The sequence below is a fragment of the Paraburkholderia susongensis genome (genome assembly GCF_900177725.1).
Classification (GTDB): domain Bacteria; phylum Pseudomonadota; class Gammaproteobacteria; order Burkholderiales; family Burkholderiaceae; genus Paraburkholderia; species Paraburkholderia susongensis.
This window is the reverse complement of the sequence record NZ_FXAT01000011.1, coordinates 78,219-96,338: the sequence shown is the minus strand read 5'-3', so window position 1 is coordinate 96,338 and position 18,120 is coordinate 78,219. Positions and strand designations below refer to the sequence as shown.

15 protein-coding genes are annotated in these 18,120 nt (G+C 66.1%); 9 read left to right on the top strand and 6 right to left on the bottom strand.

Annotated features, from left to right (window positions below):
* The first annotated feature begins 580 nt into the window (after positions 1–580).
* The 5 genes from hpnD to B9Z01_RS26445 all read left to right on the top strand — a co-directional run bounded on the left by hpnD (position 581) and on the right by B9Z01_RS26445 (position 6,204).
* Entirely contained in the window at positions 581–1,429 is an 849-nt protein-coding gene (gene hpnD / locus B9Z01_RS26465; protein WP_085488511.1) for a presqualene diphosphate synthase HpnD, read from the top strand.
* A 4-nt stretch (positions 1,430–1,433) separates the two neighbouring features.
* Positions 1,434–2,702 (top strand): hydroxysqualene dehydroxylase HpnE, encoded by a 1,269-nt coding sequence (gene hpnE, locus B9Z01_RS26460; RefSeq protein WP_085488510.1) that lies wholly within the window; start codon positions 1,434–1,436, stop codon positions 2,700–2,702.
* On the top strand, positions 2,699–4,777 hold the full coding sequence (gene shc, locus B9Z01_RS26455; RefSeq protein ID WP_085488509.1) for a squalene--hopene cyclase: 2,079 nt from the start codon (positions 2,699–2,701) through the stop codon (positions 4,775–4,777). Before hpnE ends, shc begins: the two co-directional genes overlap by 4 nt.
* Positions 4,778–4,780: 3 nt before the next feature.
* Positions 4,781–5,554, top strand: coding sequence for a phosphorylase (locus tag B9Z01_RS26450; protein WP_085488508.1), 774 nt, complete (start codon positions 4,781–4,783; stop codon positions 5,552–5,554).
* A gap of 170 nt (positions 5,555–5,724) precedes the next feature.
* Positions 5,725–6,204 carry an acyl-CoA thioesterase gene (locus tag B9Z01_RS26445; protein WP_085488507.1) on the top strand — a complete coding sequence of 160 codons (480 nt, stop codon included), beginning with the start codon at positions 5,725–5,727 and terminating at the stop codon, positions 6,202–6,204.
* A gap of 183 nt (positions 6,205–6,387) precedes the next feature.
* Here B9Z01_RS26445 and B9Z01_RS26440 read toward each other — a convergent pair whose 3' ends face one another.
* Positions 6,388–7,470 (bottom strand): MlaA family lipoprotein, encoded by a 1,083-nt coding sequence (locus B9Z01_RS26440; RefSeq protein WP_085488506.1) that lies wholly within the window; start codon positions 7,468–7,470, stop codon positions 6,388–6,390.
* A 2-nt stretch (positions 7,471–7,472) separates the two neighbouring features.
* Entirely contained in the window at positions 7,473–10,088 is a 2,616-nt protein-coding gene (gene hpnN, locus B9Z01_RS26435) for a hopanoid transporter HpnN (protein ID WP_085488505.1), read from the bottom strand.
* A gap of 211 nt (positions 10,089–10,299) precedes the next feature.
* Between hpnN and B9Z01_RS26430 the strand changes: the two genes are divergently transcribed.
* The gene (locus B9Z01_RS26430) at positions 10,300–10,902 is read left to right on the top strand and encodes an MlaC/ttg2D family ABC transporter substrate-binding protein (protein WP_085488504.1); all 603 of its coding nucleotides are present in this window, start codon (positions 10,300–10,302) and stop codon (positions 10,900–10,902) included.
* A gap of 140 nt (positions 10,903–11,042) precedes the next feature.
* Here the strand turns inward: B9Z01_RS26430 and hpnH are convergent, their stop codons facing one another.
* Positions 11,043–12,197: an adenosyl-hopene transferase HpnH gene (hpnH, locus tag B9Z01_RS26425; protein WP_085488503.1), complete on the bottom strand. Its 1,155-nt coding sequence runs from the start codon at positions 12,195–12,197 to the stop codon at positions 11,043–11,045.
* 10 nt (positions 12,198–12,207) lie between these two features.
* Positions 12,208–13,152 (bottom strand): 4-hydroxy-3-methylbut-2-enyl diphosphate reductase, encoded by a 945-nt coding sequence (gene ispH, locus B9Z01_RS26420; protein WP_085488502.1) that lies wholly within the window; start codon positions 13,150–13,152, stop codon positions 12,208–12,210.
* A 330-nt stretch (positions 13,153–13,482) separates the two neighbouring features.
* Between ispH and hpnC the strand changes: the two genes are divergently transcribed.
* Together hpnC and B9Z01_RS26410 are read left to right on the top strand one after the other, a co-directional pair.
* Entirely contained in the window at positions 13,483–14,349 is an 867-nt protein-coding gene (gene hpnC / locus B9Z01_RS26415) for a squalene synthase HpnC (protein ID WP_085488501.1), read from the top strand.
* Entirely contained in the window at positions 14,349–15,521 is a 1,173-nt protein-coding gene (locus B9Z01_RS26410; protein WP_085488500.1) for a glycosyltransferase, read from the top strand. The genes hpnC and B9Z01_RS26410 overlap by 1 nt, the downstream gene beginning before the upstream one ends.
* 233 nt (positions 15,522–15,754) lie before the next feature.
* Here B9Z01_RS26410 and B9Z01_RS26405 read toward each other — a convergent pair whose 3' ends face one another.
* Positions 15,755–16,426, bottom strand: coding sequence for a hypothetical protein (locus B9Z01_RS26405; protein WP_085488499.1), 672 nt, complete (start codon positions 16,424–16,426; stop codon positions 15,755–15,757).
* A gap of 227 nt (positions 16,427–16,653) precedes the next feature.
* Positions 16,654–17,661, bottom strand: coding sequence for a hopanoid-associated sugar epimerase (gene hpnA / locus B9Z01_RS26400; protein ID WP_085488498.1), 1,008 nt, complete (start codon positions 17,659–17,661; stop codon positions 16,654–16,656).
* A gap of 165 nt (positions 17,662–17,826) precedes the next feature.
* Between hpnA and B9Z01_RS26395 the strand changes: the two genes are divergently transcribed.
* On the top strand, positions 17,827–18,120 hold the full coding sequence (locus B9Z01_RS26395) for an acylphosphatase (protein WP_085488497.1): 294 nt from the start codon (positions 17,827–17,829) through the stop codon (positions 18,118–18,120).

The window sequence follows — 18,120 nt, the reverse complement described above, 5'->3', positions numbered from 1 at the left end:
GAAGAAGCATAGACGCCGGGGCGGCAAAAGTTGCCGCAAAGGGTGGCGCTCTGGTGCCGGCCGTGCCGGGCGCGCCTTGAGAGCGGTGTTGAAACAGCGGCGAATCGGGAAGTGCAAACGCACACAAAAGTATAGATATAAAAAAATAGGTGCTGGAATGATTAAATTATTTTAAGAAATCGGGCTTGTGTGGAAGAATTCTATCAATGAACGCGTTTCTGGCGAGTTGCTTTTGCATGGGTTTGCTTCGACGGTGCGCATCTCGCCAGCCGTCACTGTATCTGGTCGCGGGTCGATCAACCTCGCGCCGTATCGATCCGCTATCCACCCGATGAACGGGCGCACGATTGCGTGGCCGACGTGGCGCGCTTCGAGCCCGCCTCGCCTGCAGGCCTTCGTCTCCGTCCCCGTATTCCCCCGTGAGACTGCGGTCACCTGCAAAGGTTGTTATACTTTTCGCCGTTTCCGGCATCCCGGCCGGATGTTTCGCGCGTGTCCGCGCGCGCGGGCCCACTGTCCTGCGGGTCGGCATAAAACTTCTTTGAACGCCTTTCAGCAGGCGCCTCCAGCGGAGATCGTCTTGGCTGTTTCCAATCTTGTCGTGGACGATACTGAAATCGACGCTGCTGCCACCACGTCCGGCAGCTCGTTTTATCTTGCCATGCGCATCCTGCCGGCTGCGCAGCGCGATGCGATGTATCAGGTCTACGCTTTCTGCCGCGCTGTCGACGACATCGCCGACAGTGACATGCCGCGCGCCGAACGCGCCGCCGCGCTCGAGCAATGGCGGGCCGACATCGACGCGTGCTATGCAGGCCAGCCGCGCGCCTCGTTGCGCGCGCTGACGCGGCACATTCACACGTTTCATCTGCAACGCGAAGATTTTCACGCGATGATCGACGGCATGGCGATGGACGCCGCCGCCGACATCTGCGCCCCCGACGAAGCCACGCTCGACCTCTATTGCGACCGTGTCGCGAGCGCGGCGGGCCGTCTGTCGGTGAGGATATTCGGGATGCAGGAAGAAGCCGGCCGGCTGCTCGCGCATCATCTCGGCCGCGCGCTGCAGCTCACGAACATCCTGCGCGACATCGACGAAGACGCCGATATCAACCGTTGCTATCTGCCGCACGAACTGCTCGCGCGCGAAGGCATCGCGGTCGCGAACCCCGTGCAGATCGCCGACGACCCCTCGCTGCCGCGCGTTTGCGCGACGCTCGCCGAGCGCGCGAAGCAACACTTCACCGCCTCCGACGCGATCATGGATCGCGAGCCGCGCGCTCAGGTGCGCGCGCCGCGCATCATGTCGGGCGTTTATCGTGTGCTGCTCGAGCGCACGCTGGAGCGCGGCTTCGACATCCCGCGCACGAAGATCAGCAAGCCGAAGCTGCGCCTGCTGTGGATCGTCGCGCGGTACGCGCTCTTCTGAGCTGATGCCGAAGCTCGTCCACGTGGTCGGCGCGGGCGTGGCCGGGCTCGCCGCCGCAGTGCAGTTGCAGCGGCGCGGCGCGCGGGTCGTGCTGCATGAAGCGCAGGCTCAGGCCGGCGGCCGCTGCCGTTCGTATTACGATGCAAAGCTCGGTGCGACGATCGACAGCGGCAATCACATCGTGCTGTCGGGCAACACCGCGACGCTCAACTACCTGCGCGCGATCGGCGCCGCCGACGAACTGAGCGGCCCGTCGCTGCCCGAGTATCCATTCGTCGATCTGGCGACGCGGGCGCGCTGGACCGTGCGTTTGTCGCCGGGGCTTTTGCCGTGGTGGATTTTCGATGCGCAAGCGCGTGTGCCGAACACGGGTCCGGCCGATTATCTGGCGCTCGTGCCGTTGCTGTTCGCGAAGCCGGCGCGCAGCGTCGCGCAGACCATGCGCTGTGATGGACCGCTGTGGGAGCGTTTGCTGCGGCCGCTGTTTCATGCGCTGCTGAACATGGAGCCGCGCGAGGCGTCGGCTGAACTGACCGGCGCGATGGTGCGTGAGACGCTGCTGGCCGGGGGCCTCGCATGCCGGCCGCTCGCGGCGCGCAACGGCCTCGGCAGTGCGTTTGTCGATCCGGCGCTGCGGCTGCTGCAACACGGCGGCGCGACGATCCGGCTCGGCTCGGGTCTGCGCGAGATCACGTTCGCCGCCGATCCGGCGCGCGTGCAGGCGCTGCATTTCGCCGGCGAAAGCATCACGCTCGACGCGAACGACGCCGTGATTCTCGCGCTGTCGCCCGAAGCCGCGCCGGCGCTCGTGCCGGAGCTGCGCGCGCCGACCCGCTTCGCGGCGGCGCTCAACGTGCATTTCGCGGTCGAGCCGCCGTTCGGCTTGCCGCAGGTCACCGGGCTGCTCAACGGCACGGCCGGATGGCTGTTCGCATTCGACGGCCGTCTCTCGGTGACGCTCAACGCGGCCGAGCGCCTGCTCGACACGCCGCATGAAGCGCTCGCGGCGACCGTCTGGGCCGAAGTCGCGCAGGCGGTCAATGTGCCGCTCACGCCGATGCCACCCTGGCAGGTCGTGACGGAACGACACGCGGCGTTTGCCGCGCTGCCCGATCAGGAAACGCTGCGGCCGGGCACGCGCACTCGCTGGAACAACCTCATGCTCGCGGGGGACTGGACGGCTACCGGTCTGCCCGCGACGCTTGAAGGCGCGATCCGCTCCGGCCAGAAGGCTGCGGATACGCTGCTGAATCAACCGATGGAACGCCGATGAACGATTTATCCCAACGCCAGCCGCTCGACGCGGCCCTGCCTGAAGCCGAATCCGCCGCCGCGGTGATCGAAGCGACTGAAGTAACTGACGCGGCGCCCGCACTCGCGCAAGCCGGGGCATCCGGCGCGCGGCCGCCGGCGGCCGGCGCAACGCCGCTCGACGCCGCGATCACGCGCGCAACCGACACGATCCTCGCCGCACAACAACCCGACGGCCACTGGGTCTATGAACTCGAAGCCGACGCGACGATTCCGGCCGAGTACGTGCTGCTCGTCCACTACCTCGGCGAAACGCCGAACCTCGAACTCGAACAGAAGATCGCGCGCTATCTGCGCCGCATCCAGCTGGCGGACGGCGGCTGGCCGCTCTTCACCGACGGCGCGCTCGACGTGAGCGCGAGCGTGAAGGCGTACTTCGCGCTGAAGATGATCGGCGACCCGGTCGACGCCGAGCACATGGTGCGTGCGCGCGAGGCGATCCTCGCGCACGGCGGCGCCGAAAAAGTGAACGTGTTCACGCGGATCCTGCTTGCGCTGTTCGGCGTGGTGTCGTGGCGCGCGGTGCCGATGATGCCCGTCGAGATCATGCTGCTGCCGATGTGGTTCCCGTTCCATCTGTCGAAGGTGTCGTACTGGGCGCGCACGGTGATCGTGCCGCTGCTCGTGCTCAACGCGAAGCGGCCGCTCGCGCGCAACCCGCGCCGCGTGCGCATCGACGAGCTGTTCCGCGGTGCGCCGGTCAACACCGGCATGAACGAGCGCGCGCCGCATCAGCATGCGGGCTGGTTCGGCTTTTTCCGCAGCGTGGACGCGCTGCTGCGCACGGTTGACGGTCTGTTGCCGAAGGCCACGCGCGAGCGCGCGATCCGCGCGGCGGTCGCGTTCGTCGACGAGCGGCTGAACGGCGAGGACGGCCTCGGCGCGATTTTCCCGGCGATGGCGAACTCGGTGATGATGTACGACGTGCTCGGCTATCCGGCCGATCACCCGAATCGCGCGATCGCTCGCCAGTCGCTCGACAAGCTGCTCATCGTCAAGGACGACGAAGCGTATTGCCAGCCGTGCCTGTCGCCGGTGTGGGACACCTCGCTCGCGGCGCATGCGCTGCTCGAAACCGGCGAGGCGCGTGCCGAGCAGGCGGCCGAGCGCGGGCTCGCGTGGCTGCGTCCGCTGCAGATTCTCGACGTGCGCGGCGACTGGATTTCGCGCCGCCCGAACGTGCGCCCCGGCGGCTGGGCGTTCCAGTACAACAACGCGCATTACCCGGACGTCGACGATACGGCGGTGGTCGTGATGGCGATGCAGCGCTCGGCGGCGCTCACGCAGTCCAGCGTCGATCGCGAAGCGATTGCGCGCGCGCGCGAATGGGTGGTCGGCATGCAGAGCAGCGACGGCGGCTGGGGCGCGTTCGAGCCGGAAAACACCCAGTACTACCTCAACAACATCCCGTTCTCGGACCACGGCGCGCTGCTCGATCCGCCGACGGCGGACGTCTCGGGCCGCTGCCTGTCGATGCTCGTGCAGATCGGCGAGCTGCCGCAGGGCAGCGAACCCGCGCAGCGCGCGTTCGCGTACATGCTGAAGGAGCAGGAGTCCGACGGTAGCTGGTACGGCCGCTGGGGCCTGAACTACATCTACGGCACGTGGACTGCGCTGTGTTCGCTGAACGCAGCCGGCATGCCGCACGACGACCCGCGCATGAAGCGCGCGGTGCAGTGGCTCCTCTCGATCCAGAACGAGGATGGCGGCTGGGGCGAGGGCGGCGAGAGCTACAAGCTCGACTATCGCGGCTACGAGCGCGCGCCGAGCACGGCGTCGCAGACCGCGTGGGCGCTGCTCGGGCTGATGGCGGCGGGCGAGGTCAATCACGAGGCGGTGGTGCGCGGCATCGACTATCTGCAGCGTGAGCAACGCGAGCACGGGCTGTGGGACGAAACGCGCTTCACTGCGACCGGTTTTCCGCGCGTGTTCTATCTCCGTTATCACGGCTATCGCAAGTTTTTCCCGCTGTGGGCGCTCGCGCGGTTCCGGCATCTGAAGCGCAACGGGGTCACGCGCGTCACGGTTGGGATGTAACGGATGCCTGCACCGACAACCGCGCCGGGCGGCGTGCCGGCAACGCCGTCCCTTGGAGCGCGTCGCGGCTTGCCCGTGATCGTCGTGACGGGCATGGCGTTCGAGGCGCGTATTGCGGGCGACGGCGACGATGGCGTCGAGGTGGTCTACGCGGCGCGCGCCGATCTGCTCGAACGCGCGTTGAACGCGGCGCTCGCGCGCGGTGCGTCGGGCATCGTCAGCTTCGGGACGGCGGGCGGGCTTGCGCCGGACCTGGAGCCGGGCGCGCTGATCGTCGCCGATGCGGTGCATGGGCCCGCTGGACGGCTCGAGACCGACCGGCAATGGGCGGACCGGATCGCCGCCGCCGTGAGCGCGGCTGGAACCCCGGGCGGGCTTGCCGGGCGTCTGCGACGCGGCCCGACAGCCGCGGTCGCTGCGCCCCTGATGACCGCCGGCGACAAGCGCGCGCTTCACGGCTCGACCGGGGCGCTCGCGGTGGACATGGAATCGCACATTGCCGGCAGGGCGGCCGCGGCGCACGGGCTGCCGTTCGCGGTATGCCGCGCGGTCGTCGATCCGGCCTGGCGCACGTTGCCGCCGGCCGCCACGGCTGGCCTGCGCGACGACGGCAGCACGGCGCTCGGGCCGATTCTGCGGGAATTGCTGCGGCAGCCGTCGCAGCTTGGCGCGCTGATCCGGCTTGCCGCCGACGCCCGCGCCGCGCGCACCACGCTGATCGAGGCGCGGCGAGCGCTAGCAGAGGGCGGCGCGCTGCGGATGGCAGGCGTCGGCTGATACAACGCGGCGGCGACGCTTGCCGCTGCCACCCGAAGGCTATTGCCGCGATTAATTATGCAACCGTTGAAATACTAGGGAAAACCCCTATATTTGGTACAATGTCAGTGTTAACCCTAGGTTCGAGGGCGCGATGCCCCCGGCCAGGAGCCTCAGACACGGAGTACCAGATGAATTTCCACACAAGAAAGTGGGTCAAGCCCGAAGACCTGAATCCCAACGGGACGCTGTTCGGCGGCAGCCTGCTGCGCTGGATCGACGAAGAAGCGGCGATCTACGCGATCTGCCAGCTGGGCAACCAGCGCGTCGTGACCAAGTTCATGTCCGAGATCAATTTTGTCAGCTCGGCGCGTCAGGGCGACATCATCGAGCTTGGCATGACGGCCACGCATTTCGGGCGCACGTCGATCACGCTGCGCTGCGAAGTGCGCAACAAGATCACGCGCAAGAGCATTCTGACGATCGAGAAAATGGTGTTCGTCAATCTCGACGAAAACGGCGCTTCCGCGCCGCATGAACGCTCGAGCATTCGTGACGCGGACGAGCAGTTTGCCCACTATCGCGCGAATCTGGATCCGTTGCCGCAGGGCGCGGCAGTCATCGAGGAAGAGCGGGTGGCGGCGCGTAGCGAGGTCGATAGCCTGCATTGATGCGGCGGGCAAGCCAGGGTGGATGGAGCCGTGGCGTGGTTCGTCCGCCGGTTCGCCCGGAGCGAGCGCCATGCTCATGAAGAGCGCCGATGTGGCGCGTTGGCTCAGAAGATGTCGTCCTTTTCAGCGGGGCGCCCAATGCGGGCGCCCCGTTGCGCTTTGAGCGCCTCTTGCGCCACAGACTTATTGCGATGCCGGCGCCGCAGCCGGTTGTCTGGTGTTTGGCGCAGCTTGCAGTGCTGGCGTGGCGGATGCGCCGGCCGGCGCTTCGGTGGCGGGCGAGGCCGGTGCGGGCGCTGCACCCGCTGCACCACTGCCGTTGGCTGTGTCGCCCGGGTCGGTGTAATTGGGCAGGCCGGCTGGCGCACCTGTGGCTGCTCCAGCGCCGGATGAACCCGATGCGCCATCGGGCGAGGGCGTCGTCTCGCCCGGGTCGGTGTAGTTCGGCAAATCGCTCGGCGCACCCTTGGCAGCCCCGGCACCCGATGCACCATTGGGCGCCTGCGCCGCCGCGCCCGGATCCGTGTAGTTCGGCGCGCCCGTGCCGGAATCGCCGTGGTCCTCGTAATTCGGCAGCGGCGCGGCGTTCTCACCCGTGCCGCGCAGACGCGCAAGGCGCTGCTGCGTATAGGCGTCGCGCACGAACGAGTACTTGTCGAGCGCGGCCTGCTGCAGCAGGTCGGTCGCGCCGAGCATGTCCGAGCGCGTGCTCACGAACTGCAGCACATACAGCGGATTGCGCGTCGCCGGTTCCACGTAGTTCAGCGGATTGAACTTCACGTCGACGACGAGCCCCATGCTGTCGCGCACCGTGCTCGGCCCGAACAGCGGCAGCACGAGATACGGGCCCGACGGAATGCCCCAATGCCCGAGCGTCAGGCCGAAATCCTGATGATGCTTGGGCAGACCCGCCGGCGTCGCCCAGTCGAGCAGGCCGCCGATACCAAACACCGAGTTGAACGCGAAGCGAACGATATCTTCGGTTGCATCGGTGATCTTCAGCTGCAGCAGCGCGTTCGCGGCATTGGTTAGGTCGCCGAGGTTCGAGAAGAAGTTGCTCACGGCCGTGCGCAGCGGCTGCGGCGTCACCTTCTGATAGCCCTTCGCGACCGGCGCCGCGATGTAGCGGTCCACGCCGTCGTTGAAATTGAAAATGACCCGGTTCACCGGCTCGAACGGATCGCCCGGCTTGCGGTCGGGCGCGGTTGCGCAGCCGGAGATCAGACCGGCGGCGGTGAGCGCGAGCGCGGTGTTATGCAGCTTCATGCTTATAGTCCTTTATTCTTCGCGCGACGTTGGCGCGGCTTGCCCATCAGCACGGGCTGAAACACCACTGCGCCGATCAGCGTGCAGAACAGCGAAAGCGCGAGCAGCTTCCCCATGCTGGACGTGCCTGGATGATGCGACAGCCAGAGGCTACCAAACGCCGTGGCCGTTGTCGCCGCGCTGAACAGCACTGCATGCGTGAGGCTCGACTGCAAAAGGCCGGTCTGGCCGTGGCGCCACGCCATCACGAAGTAGATCTTGAAGGCGACGCCGACGCCGAGCATCAACGGCAGCGCGATGATGTTCGCGAAGTTCAGCGGCATGCCGAACACGACGCATAGCTCGAGCGTGACGAGCGCGGAGACGAGCAGCGGCACCAGCGTGCGCAACACGTCGCTGACGCGCCGCAGCGCGATCCACAGCAGGATCGCGATCGACAGCAGCGCGTAGACGGCCGCTTGCAGGAACGCCTTGATGATCGTATCGGCGGAATGCAGGATCGAGATCGGGCCGCCGATCGCGCCCGGCTCCGCCTTCTTCACCGCATGCGCGAAGCGCGCGAGCATCGTGTCGTCGTTCGGGTCGACGCCGGGCGGCACCTTCGGCGCAATGTCGACGAGCGCGCGGCCACCCTTGCCGATCCATGCCGCGATGATTTCCTTCGGCAGGTTCTCATCGGTGATTTCGGTCGGCTGGAGCAGATTTTCCAACTGCTTGAGCGCAAGGCGCAGCGTTCCGGACATCGCGGTTTCGGCCCGGTCGCGCGTGGCGGCGTCGGCGGTTGCGAGCTTCTGCAAGGTCGCCGACAGATGCTGCGCTTCGGCGGCCCCGGGGCCCGGGTGGTCCTCGGCGGCGAGCGAGAGCTGGTTCGATGCGCGCTTGAGCGCAGCGACGCGGACCTCGTCGGTGGCCGGCGTCGCGGTTTGCTGCTGCAGCGCGGGCAGCAACTGCTGCGCGGCGCTCGCGATCAGCATCATCTTCTGCTGCTGATCGGCCGGTACGAACGTGCTCAGCGTCGTCACGCGGCCCACTTCAGGCAGCTTGCGCAGACGCCCGGCGATCGCATCGGCGTCGGCGAGCGACGGCGCGAGCGCATGCACGTTGTTGACCGCCGCTTCCGGCGAATCCTTCAGCGCCAGCAGCGTCGCCATCGACTCCGTATGCGGGTCCTTCAGATGCAGCGGATTGAAGTCGAAGCGCAGATGCGTAAGCAACGGCGTTGCGCCGATCACGACGATCAGCGTGCCGATCAGCACCGGCTTGCGGTGACGGTCGAGGAAGTCGTCGACGGGCGCGAGCTGCTTGAAGCCCGGCGAGCCGGCTTCGCCCGGCGGATTGAAGACCTTCAGCAGGGCCGGCAGCAGTGTCATGTTCGTGAAGTACGCGACGAACATGCCGACCCCGGCGATCTGACCCAGCTCCGACACGCCGCGGTACGCGGTCGGCAGGAACGAGAAGAAGCTCAGCGCGACCGCGACCGCCGCGAGCGTGAGCGGCACGCCGATGCTGTGCGCGGTGTGCATGAGCGCGGCGGAGAGCCGGTTGTCGCGGTTGCGTTCCTCGCGGTACTTGACGCCGAATTGCACACCGAAATCGACGCCGAGCCCGACGAACAGCACCATGAACGCAACCGAAATCATGTTGAGCGCGCCGACCATCATGAGACCGAGCGCGGCCGTGATCGCGAGGCCGACGAACAGCGTGATGAACACGGCCGCGATCATGCGGCCCGAGCGCAGCGCGAGCCACAGAATGGCCAGCACGACGATGAAGGTGCCGATGCCGTTGAGCACCGCGCCGTCCTGCACCGAGGCGAACTCTTCGTCCGCGAGCGGCTGCTCGCCGGTCAGGCGGATCGTCGCGCCGAAGCGCGAGTCGAGGTGCAGCGAAGCCGCGGTCGCGCGAATCGCCTTCGACGCGCCTGCTCCCGCCTCGAGCGCGTCGTAGTTGACGACCGGCTGCACGACCACGAACGCGCGCGCCGGATCGGTGGCGGCCGTTTTGTCGACGAGCGCGCGCCACGAGAACGCGGCCGGCTGGCCGGCCAGCACGCGATCGAGCGTGTTCGCGCTTTGCGACAGCAGATGGCTCATGTCGGCGAGCTTCACCTGGCCGAGTTGCAGCGGCAGCAGCAGGCTCGTGGTCAGCGTGCCGGCGAGGCCGGTCAGGCTCGGATCATGCGCAAGCGCATTGACGAGCGGGCGCGACTGCACGAGTTGCGAGGTGGTGGACATCACCTCGTCGGTGGACGGAAAGAGCAGGCCGTTGTGTTCGAAGAACGGGCCGCCGGCGGGCTGCGAGACCGATGTGAACTCCTTCGGATCGGCCCTGAGCGCGGCGCTCAGCGCATTGGCAGCAGCATCGGCGAATTCGGGCGCGCGCGCTTCGACCACCACGAGCACGGTGTCGCCGCGATCGGGGAAGGCGGCGTCGAGCGCGTTCTCCAGCGCCGACCATTGCTTGTCGGTCTCGATGAGACGGCTGACGTCCGTGTTGATCTTGAAGTTCTGCACGACGTAGACGCCGCCCAGAACGGCGAGCACGATCGACAGCGCGATGATCCTCAGCGGATGACGCACCGAGTACGCGACGAGACGGACGATGGATGACTTCAGCATGTAGGCGGACGTAGCCTTATCACGGGTGTTGTTTTTGACGAAGGTGCATAAGTATACAGAGCCTGGAGCCACGGCAACGCAGACCGGCTTCGGTAGCAAGTCCAGCACCCGGCCGGGATGGGAACGCAATCCCGGCTATACTGGTCTATCCCTCATTAGCCTTGGGCTCATGGGCCCGCCGGCACTACTTCTTTCAGGTCCTGACGAGCGTATGAAACGATATCTGTCTGCTTTTCTGGCTGCAGCCGTGGTGTCCACGGCTGCATTCGCGCAAAGCGTGCCCGACGCGGTGGTAAAAAGCGCGGTCGAAGGCACGGTTACCGCAATGAAGGCCGACCCGCAGGCGCGCGGCGGTGACATGGCGAAGATCACTCATGTCGTCGAGACGCACTTCCTGCCCGCCACCGACTTCCAGCGCACTACGCGTATCGCGGTCGGCAAGCCCTGGTCGACCGCCACGCCCGAGCAGCAGAAGCAGCTGTACGAGCAGTTTACGCTGCTGCTTACACGCACTTATGCCGCATCGCTGTCGCAACTGCGCGACCAGGACGTGAAGTTCAAGTTTATGCCGGTGAGCGTGCCGGGCGGCGCAACCGACATCGTCGTGCAATCGCACGTAATCAGCAACGGCGGCGACGATGCAATCGACTACCGGCTCACCAAGGGCCCGTCCGGCTGGAAGATCTACGACATCAACATGATGGGCGCCTGGCTGATCCAGGTGTATCAGACGCAGTTCGCCGACCAGATCGCCAAAGGCGGCATCGACGGGCTCATCAAGTTCCTGACCGAGCATAATGCGCGCGGCGCCTAGCCCGGCCGACAGGTTTCTTGAGCGGTAAAAGAAAAACGCGGTGGCCTTGAATGACCACCGCGTTTTTTCATGTGCAACGCATAATGCGCAGAGAATCACATGCGGTGCAGGGCGGCGCGCAGCCACCCTGATCGAACCACTCAATGCGCCACGGTCGCGGTCTGCACCTTCTTGCCCGTGCCGGTGCGCTTGATCTCTTCGAGCTTGATCTCGACGTGACGCGAGAACACGTACTCGGCGGGACGCTGCTTGTCGAGCGGGATGTCCTTCGCGAACTCGCCCGTGGTCTTCGGACCACGCATGCTGACCTTCAGCGCCTTCAGCGGATGCGCGACGGTATCCATCACGGCCGTCGCCTCGAAACCGCAGTGAACCATGCAGTCGGCGCACTTCTCGTAGTTGCCGGTGCCGTACTTGTCCCAGTCCGTGGTTTCCATCAGTTCCTTGAAGGTCTTCACGTAACCTTCGCCGACCAGATAGCACGGCTTTTGCCAGCCGAACACGGTACGCGCCGGGTTGCCCCACGGCGTGCATTCGTAGCTCTGGTTGCCCGCGAGGAAGTCGAGGAACATCGCCGACTGGCTGAACGACCAGTTCTTGCCATTGTTGCCGCGCTTGAAGATCTCGCGGAACAGCTGCTTGGTCTTGTCGCGGTTCAGGAAGTGCTGCTGGTCTGGCGCGCGCTCATACGCGTAGCCCGGCGACACCGTGATGCCGTCCACGCCGATCGGCCCAAGCGTGTCGAAGAACTTCGCCACGCGCTCGGGCACGGCGTCGTTGAACAGCGTGCAGTTGATGTTCACGCGGAAACCACGGCGCTTCGCTTCGCGGATCGCGGCGACGGCCTTCTCGTACACGCCTTCCTGCGACACCGAGTGATCGTGCGCTTCCTTGTCGCCGTCGAGGTGGACCGACCAGACGAAGTACGGATTCGGCTCGTAGTCGTCCATCTTCTTTTCCATCAGGAGCGCGTTCGTGCACAGATACACGAATTTCTTGCGCGCCATGATGCCCTTGACGATCTGCGGCATTTCCTTGTGCAGCAGCGGCTCGCCACCCGCGATCGAGACGACCGGCGCGCCGCATTCGTCGACGGCCTGCAGGCACTCTTCGAGCGACAGGCGCTGGTTCAGGATCGGATCCGGATAGTCGATCTTGCCGCAGCCATTGCAGGCGAGATTGCAGCGAAACAGCGGCTCCAGCATCAGGGCGAGCGGATAGCGTTTGTTGCCGGAGAGATGCTGGCGCATGATGTATGCGCCGACGCGGACCTTCTGTAGCAGCGGAATAGACAAGATGTCCTCCTTAAACTTCGCGTGCAGCGAGTGGTTGCATCAGCTTCGATGGCAACTTGAATTCGACTTTCTCTTCACGGCCCGCCATCGTCGTGACATCGACGGGCCCCAATGCGCGCAGCGCATCGATTACGTTCTCGACCATCTCTTCCGGCGCCGAAGCGCCGGCCGTGATGCCGACCGTCTGCACGCCGGCAAACCATTCGGGCTTCACTTCCGAGCCGTCGGCGACGAGGTAGCTCGCGACGCCGCTCTCGCTGCCGATTTCGCGCAGCCGGTTCGAGTTGGAACTATTGGTTGCGCCCACCACCAGCAGCACGTCGACCTCTTTGCTCAACTCGCGCACCGCCGCCTGGCGGTTCTGCGTCGCGTAGCAGATGTCGCGCGTGTCCGGACCGACGATGTCGGTGAAGCGGCGCAGCAGCGCGTCGATGATGTCGCGCGTGTCGTCGACCGACAGCGTGGTCTGCGTGACGTAGGCGAGCGGCGTGCTGGCCGGTAGATCGAGCTTCGCGACTTCGGCTTCGCTTTGCACGAGCAGCACCTTGCCCGGAATCTGCCCGATCGTGCCTTCCACTTCGGGATGGCCCGCGTGGCCGATCAGGATCAGCGTGCGGCCGGCGGCGACATACTGGCGCCCTTGCACGTGTACCTTGGTGACGAGCGGGCAGGTTGCATCGAGTACGTCGAGGCCGCGGGCTTCGGCGTCGCGCTCGACCGTTTGCGCGACACCGTGCGCGCTGAAGATCGCCACAGCGCCTTGCGGCACTTCATCGAGTTCCTCGACGAAGCGCGCGCCTTTCTGGCGCAGATTGTCGACCACGTGACGATTGTGAACAATCTCGTGGCGGACGTACACGGGCGCGCCGTGTTGCTGTAACGCACGATCGACGATTTCGATTGCGCGGACAACGCCCGCACAAAAGCCGCGGGGCTGAGCAAGGATGACTCGCATAAGTTGGCGAACTCCGACTGACGCGGGTTTCGAAGAAGTCGGTAAAACTGACTTTATCGCCGCGACCATCTTGATTAGTTGACGTCTTGAGCCCCGGCGACGGGCCGGTACAGCAAAACCAAACGCGCATTCTAACGCTATCGGGGCCGCTTTGCTTTCTGCTGCAGCCTCTGTGTTGGGCGGCAGCCGTGCCGCGGCTACCGCAGAGGCGCCGCAGCGGTGCGCTGGGCCATGAGGCATAGCTGCACGGGTTCGGCGGAACCCTTAAACTACCGGTCTTTGCGGCGCGCATAACGCGCTGTATTACAGAATGGTTTCGAGGCTCGCTGGATGAACGTCGATCAGCACGAAAATTTTCCGATCGCGAGCGTGTTGCTGCCGAAGGCGCTGCGCGCGCCTGTCGGCATTATCTATCAGGTTGTGCGCACTGCGGCTGATATCGCCGATGAAGGCGACTGGAGCGCCGCTGAACGCCACGCGCGTCTCGCGGATTTCCGCGCCGGTCTCGACGCGCTCGCGCAACGTCGCGCGGCGCCCGTGCATGCGTTGCTGTTCGGCAAGCTCGCTGGCGTGGTCGCGCAATATAAACTGCCGCTCGAGCCTTTTTACGAGCTGCTCGACGGCTGCGCGCAGGACATCGACACGTACCGTTACGAGGATCGCGCCGCGCTCGTCGACTATTGCCGGCGCTCGGCGCATCCGGTCGGGCATCTGATGCTGCATCTGATCGGCGCGGCGACGCCGCGGAATCTCGCCGACGCCGACGCGATCTGCACCGCGTCGCAGTTGATCAGCTTCTGGCTCGACGTCGCCGCCGACTGGAAACGGCAGCGCGTGTACTTGCCGCAGGCCGATTTGCGGCGCTTCGGCGTGACCGAGGCGCAGATCGCCAACGGTGTCGCCGACGACGCGTGGCGCGCGCTGATGGCGCACGAGGTGGCCTTCGTGCGCGACATGCTGGTGCGCGGCGCGCCGCTCGGGTTGCGCGTTCCGGGACGGCTCGGCTTCGAGCTGTGCGGCGCCGTGCATGCGGGCCTGCGTTTTCTCGAACGCATCGAGCGTGCGGACTACGATGTGTTCCGCGAGCGGCCGGTGCTCAACGCGTTCGACTGGTGCGTGGTCGCGGCGCGCACCGTGGCAATGCAACTGTCCAGACGCGTCGGCGTGGCGGCGCGATCAATCGAGGGTAATGCGTAATGGCGGCGGTCCTGTTTCTTCTTTCGTGTGTTTCCCTGCTGATCTGGTGCGTGCTGCTGTTCGCGCGCGGCGGCTTCTGGCGCGCGCGTCCCGCCGCGCCGCTCGCCATCGCGCCGCGCGTCGAGTGGCCGGCGGTCGCGGCCGTGGTGCCGGCCCGCAATGAAGTCGACGTGATCGCCGAGGCCGTCACGTCGCTGCTGCGCCAGGACTACCAGGGCGCGTTCCACGTGATCGTCGTCGACGATCACAGCACCGACGGCACCGCCGACGCCGCGCGTGCCGCCGCGCTGGAACTGCAATGCCCGGAACGCCTGACGGTGCTGAGCGCGAAGCCGCTGCCGCCGGGCTGGTCCGGTAAGGTGTGGGCGCAGTCGCAAGGCATCGAGGCGGTGCGCACGCTCGGCCTGCCTGCCGAGTTCCTGTTGCTGACCGACGCCGACATCGGCCATCCCGCCGACGCGCTCACGCAACTGGTCGCGCGTGCCGACGCGGAAAAGCGCGACCTCGTCTCGCTAATGGTGCGGCTGCGCTGCGATTCGTTCTGGGAAAAGGCTTTGATTCCGGCCTTCGTATTCTTCTTCGCGAAGCTGTATCCGTTCGCGTGGGTCAACAATCCGCGCAACCGCACCGCGGCTGCGGCGGGCGGCTGCATGCTGGTGCGGCGCGGTGCGCTCGAGGAGGCGGGCGGCATCGAGTCGATCCGCGCCGAGCTGATCGACGATTGCAGCCTCGCCGCGCGCATCAAGCATCGCGGCACGGGCCGTCATCCGATCCGGCTCGACGTGGCCGCGAAGAGCGTGTCGCTGCGGCCGTACGATAGCTGGCGCGACATCTGGAACATGATCGCGCGCACGGCCTTCACGCAATTGCGCTACTCGCCGCTGCTGCTCGCGGGCACGCTCGCCGGCATGGCGATCATCTATCTGCTGCCGCCCGTCGCCGCGCTCGCGCTCGGGCCGCTCGGCTGGCCCGCATGGCTCGCGTGGGCGGCGATGTGCTGCGCTTATGCGCCGATGCTCGTCTACTATCGCCGCTCGCCGTTGTGGGCGCCGTTCCTGCCGCTCGTGGCGCTGTTCTATGTCGGCGCGACGTTCGCGTCGGCGGTGCGTTACTGGCGCGGCAAGGGCGGTCAGTGGAAGGCGCGCGTGCAGGCGCCCGCGCAGGAGCGGTGACGCCGGGCGATCGAGAGTCGCGCGGATAGCCGCCCGACGTGATCGGCCCAGTCGGCACGATCGACACGCGACGGCATAAAAAAGAAACAGTGCCTGCCCGGATCGATACCGGTCAGCGCAACGATGCCCATGATGGTCTCCCGAAAGAGGAAACGGCCCGATCAGCGTAAGCCGATCGGGCCGTTTCGGTCAGGCTGACCATCTCGTTAGCGGCTTTACGCCGCTTTTTTGCATTACGCGTTGCTGAGCATCATGTACATCTGAATCACCACGTCCGGCGAGAACGTGAACGGCACCCAGCCGTGGCCGGTGTGGCGCATGATGAGCAGGCGGTCGCCGTTCGACTGCTTCTGCACCGCCATGACCGGATTCTTCGTCGACACGAACTGCCAGCCCGGCGGGACCCCTTGCGGCTGCTCCGGCGTCATCGAGGCGCGCGCATTCGACAGTTCCTCGATCAGCCGGCCGATCTGATCCGGGTGCAGCGAGACCATCTGATTGCCGATCGTCATCGTGATTTCGTCGCGCGCGGGGCGGTTGATTTCGAGCGTCGGCTGGAGTTGCGGGGCGGGCGGATCGGTGTCCGGTTGCGCGTCGGCTGGCTGGTGCGCAAGTGCGTCTGCTGGCGCGTCCGTGGGCGCTGCAGCCTGCTCGGCGGTAGCGTCGGGCGCGTGGGTGTTCGCGTGTCCGGTGGCCGCGAGGTCCGGCGCTTCGTGCGTGGCAAGTGCCGTTTCCACCGCTTGTGCGTTCACCGCCGCTTCCGCCACGCGATGCTTCGCCGCCGCATGCGACGATGCGGCCTGTGCGGGTGTCTCGGGAATGTTTTCGGCCTGCCTGGCCACGACATCTTGAATGAGCTGATCGACGCCCGTTTCCAGCGCGCCGAGCTGTTCGTAAAGATTCATGCGAGGTTTCTCTGGTAAGACCCGCGATTTTACCTGCTGCGCGCGGGCTTTGATCTGTCGCGGGCGCGGGACTTGTAACAAAATGCTTACGGCCGCACGCAATCGTGCGAGACGAACCTTGGGCGGCTGGCGTTCATGCAGGAGTCAGCGTTGAAACCCGGCTATGGGCAGGGCTACGAGCAGGACCGCGAGCCGAGGACCGTAATGACGCTTCGCCGCCCCAGTCACTACTTCAGATAGCCCGCTTGCCGGAACCATTCGAGCGCATCGGCGAGACCTTCGCGATAAGGCCGCGCGCGATAACCCAGCTCGCGTTCCGCCTTAGCCGACGTGAAATACATCTTGTTCTTCGACATCTTCAGGCCGTCGACGGTCACGAACGGCTCGCGCTTCGTGATCTTCGCGACCGCTTCCGCGCCCATTGCGAGCGGGTAGAGTGGCCAGCGCGGCAGGCTCAGCGTCGGCGGCTTGCGGCCGGTCAGCGCGGCGATATCGGCGAGCATCTGCTGCAGCGGCAGATTTTCGCCGCCGAGAATATAGCGCTCGCCGATCTTGCCGCGTTCGAGCGCGAGGAAATGACCGGCCGCGACGTCGTCGACATGCACGAGATTCAGGCCCGTATCGACGAACGCCGGGATCTTGCCGAGCGCCGCCTCGACGATGATGCGCCCGGTCGGCGTCGGCTTGACGTCGCGCGGGCCGATCGGCGTGGACGGATTGACGATCACCGCGGGCAGGCCGTCCTCGGCGATCATGCGCTCGACCGCGCGCTCGGCGAGCACCTTGCTGCGCTTGTACACGCCGATCGCCTGGCCGGCCGCGAGCGGCGAGGTTTCATCGGCGGACTGGCCGGAGCTGGTCACCTTGAGCGTCGCGACACTGCTCGTGTAGACGATGCGCTCGACGCCTTCCTTCAAGGCCGCGCGCATCGTCGCCTCGGTGCCTTCGAGATTCGAGCGCTCGATCTCGCCGGGGTCCGGCGCCCACAGCCGGTAGTCGGCGGCCACGTGCAGCAGATAGCGCACGCCGCGCAGCGCGTTGCGCATCGACGCTTCGTCGCGCATGTCGCCGACGACGATTTCCGCATCGAGCGCTTCGACGTTTTTGCGCGGACTCGTCGCGCGTACCAGCACGCGCACCTTGAAGCCCTTGCTTTGCGCGATGCGCGCCACCGACGAGCCGACGAAGCCGGACGCGCCGGTCACTAGTACGAGATCGCGATTCTGTTCGGTCATTCTGTTTCCATTTCCTGCATGACGGTCGACGGATTGTACGTGGCGCGCGCACCGCGTGGCGCGTCGGATGCGCGTGCGATAGATGACCGCGATCGAGCAGGCCCGCCGCGAGGCGACTAGAATGCCGGCTTGAAAGATTGTGAGGCATTAAAAGGAGGTAGCGGCATGGCCCCGGATCTGGATGAGCGGATCGAAACGTATTACGTGCGGGTGCGCGGCATCGTGCAGGGCGTTGGTTTTCGCCATGCGACGGTGCGCCAGGCACACGCGCTTGGCATCAAGGGATGGGTGGCGAATCTCGCCGACGGCTCCGTCGAAGCGATGTTGCAGGGACCGGCCAACCAGATCGACCGGATGCTTTCGTGGTTGCGTCACGGACCGCCGGCGGCGCGCGTGAGCGAAGTGAGCGGCGAGGAGCGCGCAACGGAAAAGCGCTATGAGCGCTTCGAGCAGCACTGA

Coding starts and splice junctions, on each gene's coding strand:
- B9Z01_RS26445 (WP_085488507.1), top strand. CDS start 5,725: ATGAATTTCCACACAAGAAAGTGGGTCAAGCCCGAAGACCTGAATCCC.
- ispH (WP_085488502.1), bottom strand. CDS start 13,152: ATGCGAGTCATCCTTGCTCAGCCCCGCGGCTTTTGTGCGGGCGTTGTC.
- B9Z01_RS26405 (WP_085488499.1), bottom strand. CDS start 16,426: ATGAATCTTTACGAACAGCTCGGCGCGCTGGAAACGGGCGTCGATCAG.
- hpnN (WP_085488505.1), bottom strand. CDS start 10,088: ATGCTGAAGTCATCCATCGTCCGTCTCGTCGCGTACTCGGTGCGTCAT.
- B9Z01_RS26395 (WP_085488497.1), top strand. CDS start 17,827: ATGGCCCCGGATCTGGATGAGCGGATCGAAACGTATTACGTGCGGGTG.
- B9Z01_RS26440 (WP_085488506.1), bottom strand. CDS start 7,470: ATGAAGCTGCATAACACCGCGCTCGCGCTCACCGCCGCCGGTCTGATC.
- hpnA (WP_085488498.1), bottom strand. CDS start 17,661: ATGACCGAACAGAATCGCGATCTCGTACTAGTGACCGGCGCGTCCGGC.
- B9Z01_RS26450 (WP_085488508.1), top strand. CDS start 4,781: ATGCCTGCACCGACAACCGCGCCGGGCGGCGTGCCGGCAACGCCGTCC.
- B9Z01_RS26410 (WP_085488500.1), top strand. CDS start 14,349: ATGGCGGCGGTCCTGTTTCTTCTTTCGTGTGTTTCCCTGCTGATCTGG.
- B9Z01_RS26430 (WP_085488504.1), top strand. CDS start 10,300: ATGAAACGATATCTGTCTGCTTTTCTGGCTGCAGCCGTGGTGTCCACG.
- shc (WP_085488509.1), top strand. CDS start 2,699: ATGAACGATTTATCCCAACGCCAGCCGCTCGACGCGGCCCTGCCTGAA.
- hpnC (WP_085488501.1), top strand. CDS start 13,483: ATGAACGTCGATCAGCACGAAAATTTTCCGATCGCGAGCGTGTTGCTG.
- hpnE (WP_085488510.1), top strand. CDS start 1,434: ATGCCGAAGCTCGTCCACGTGGTCGGCGCGGGCGTGGCCGGGCTCGCC.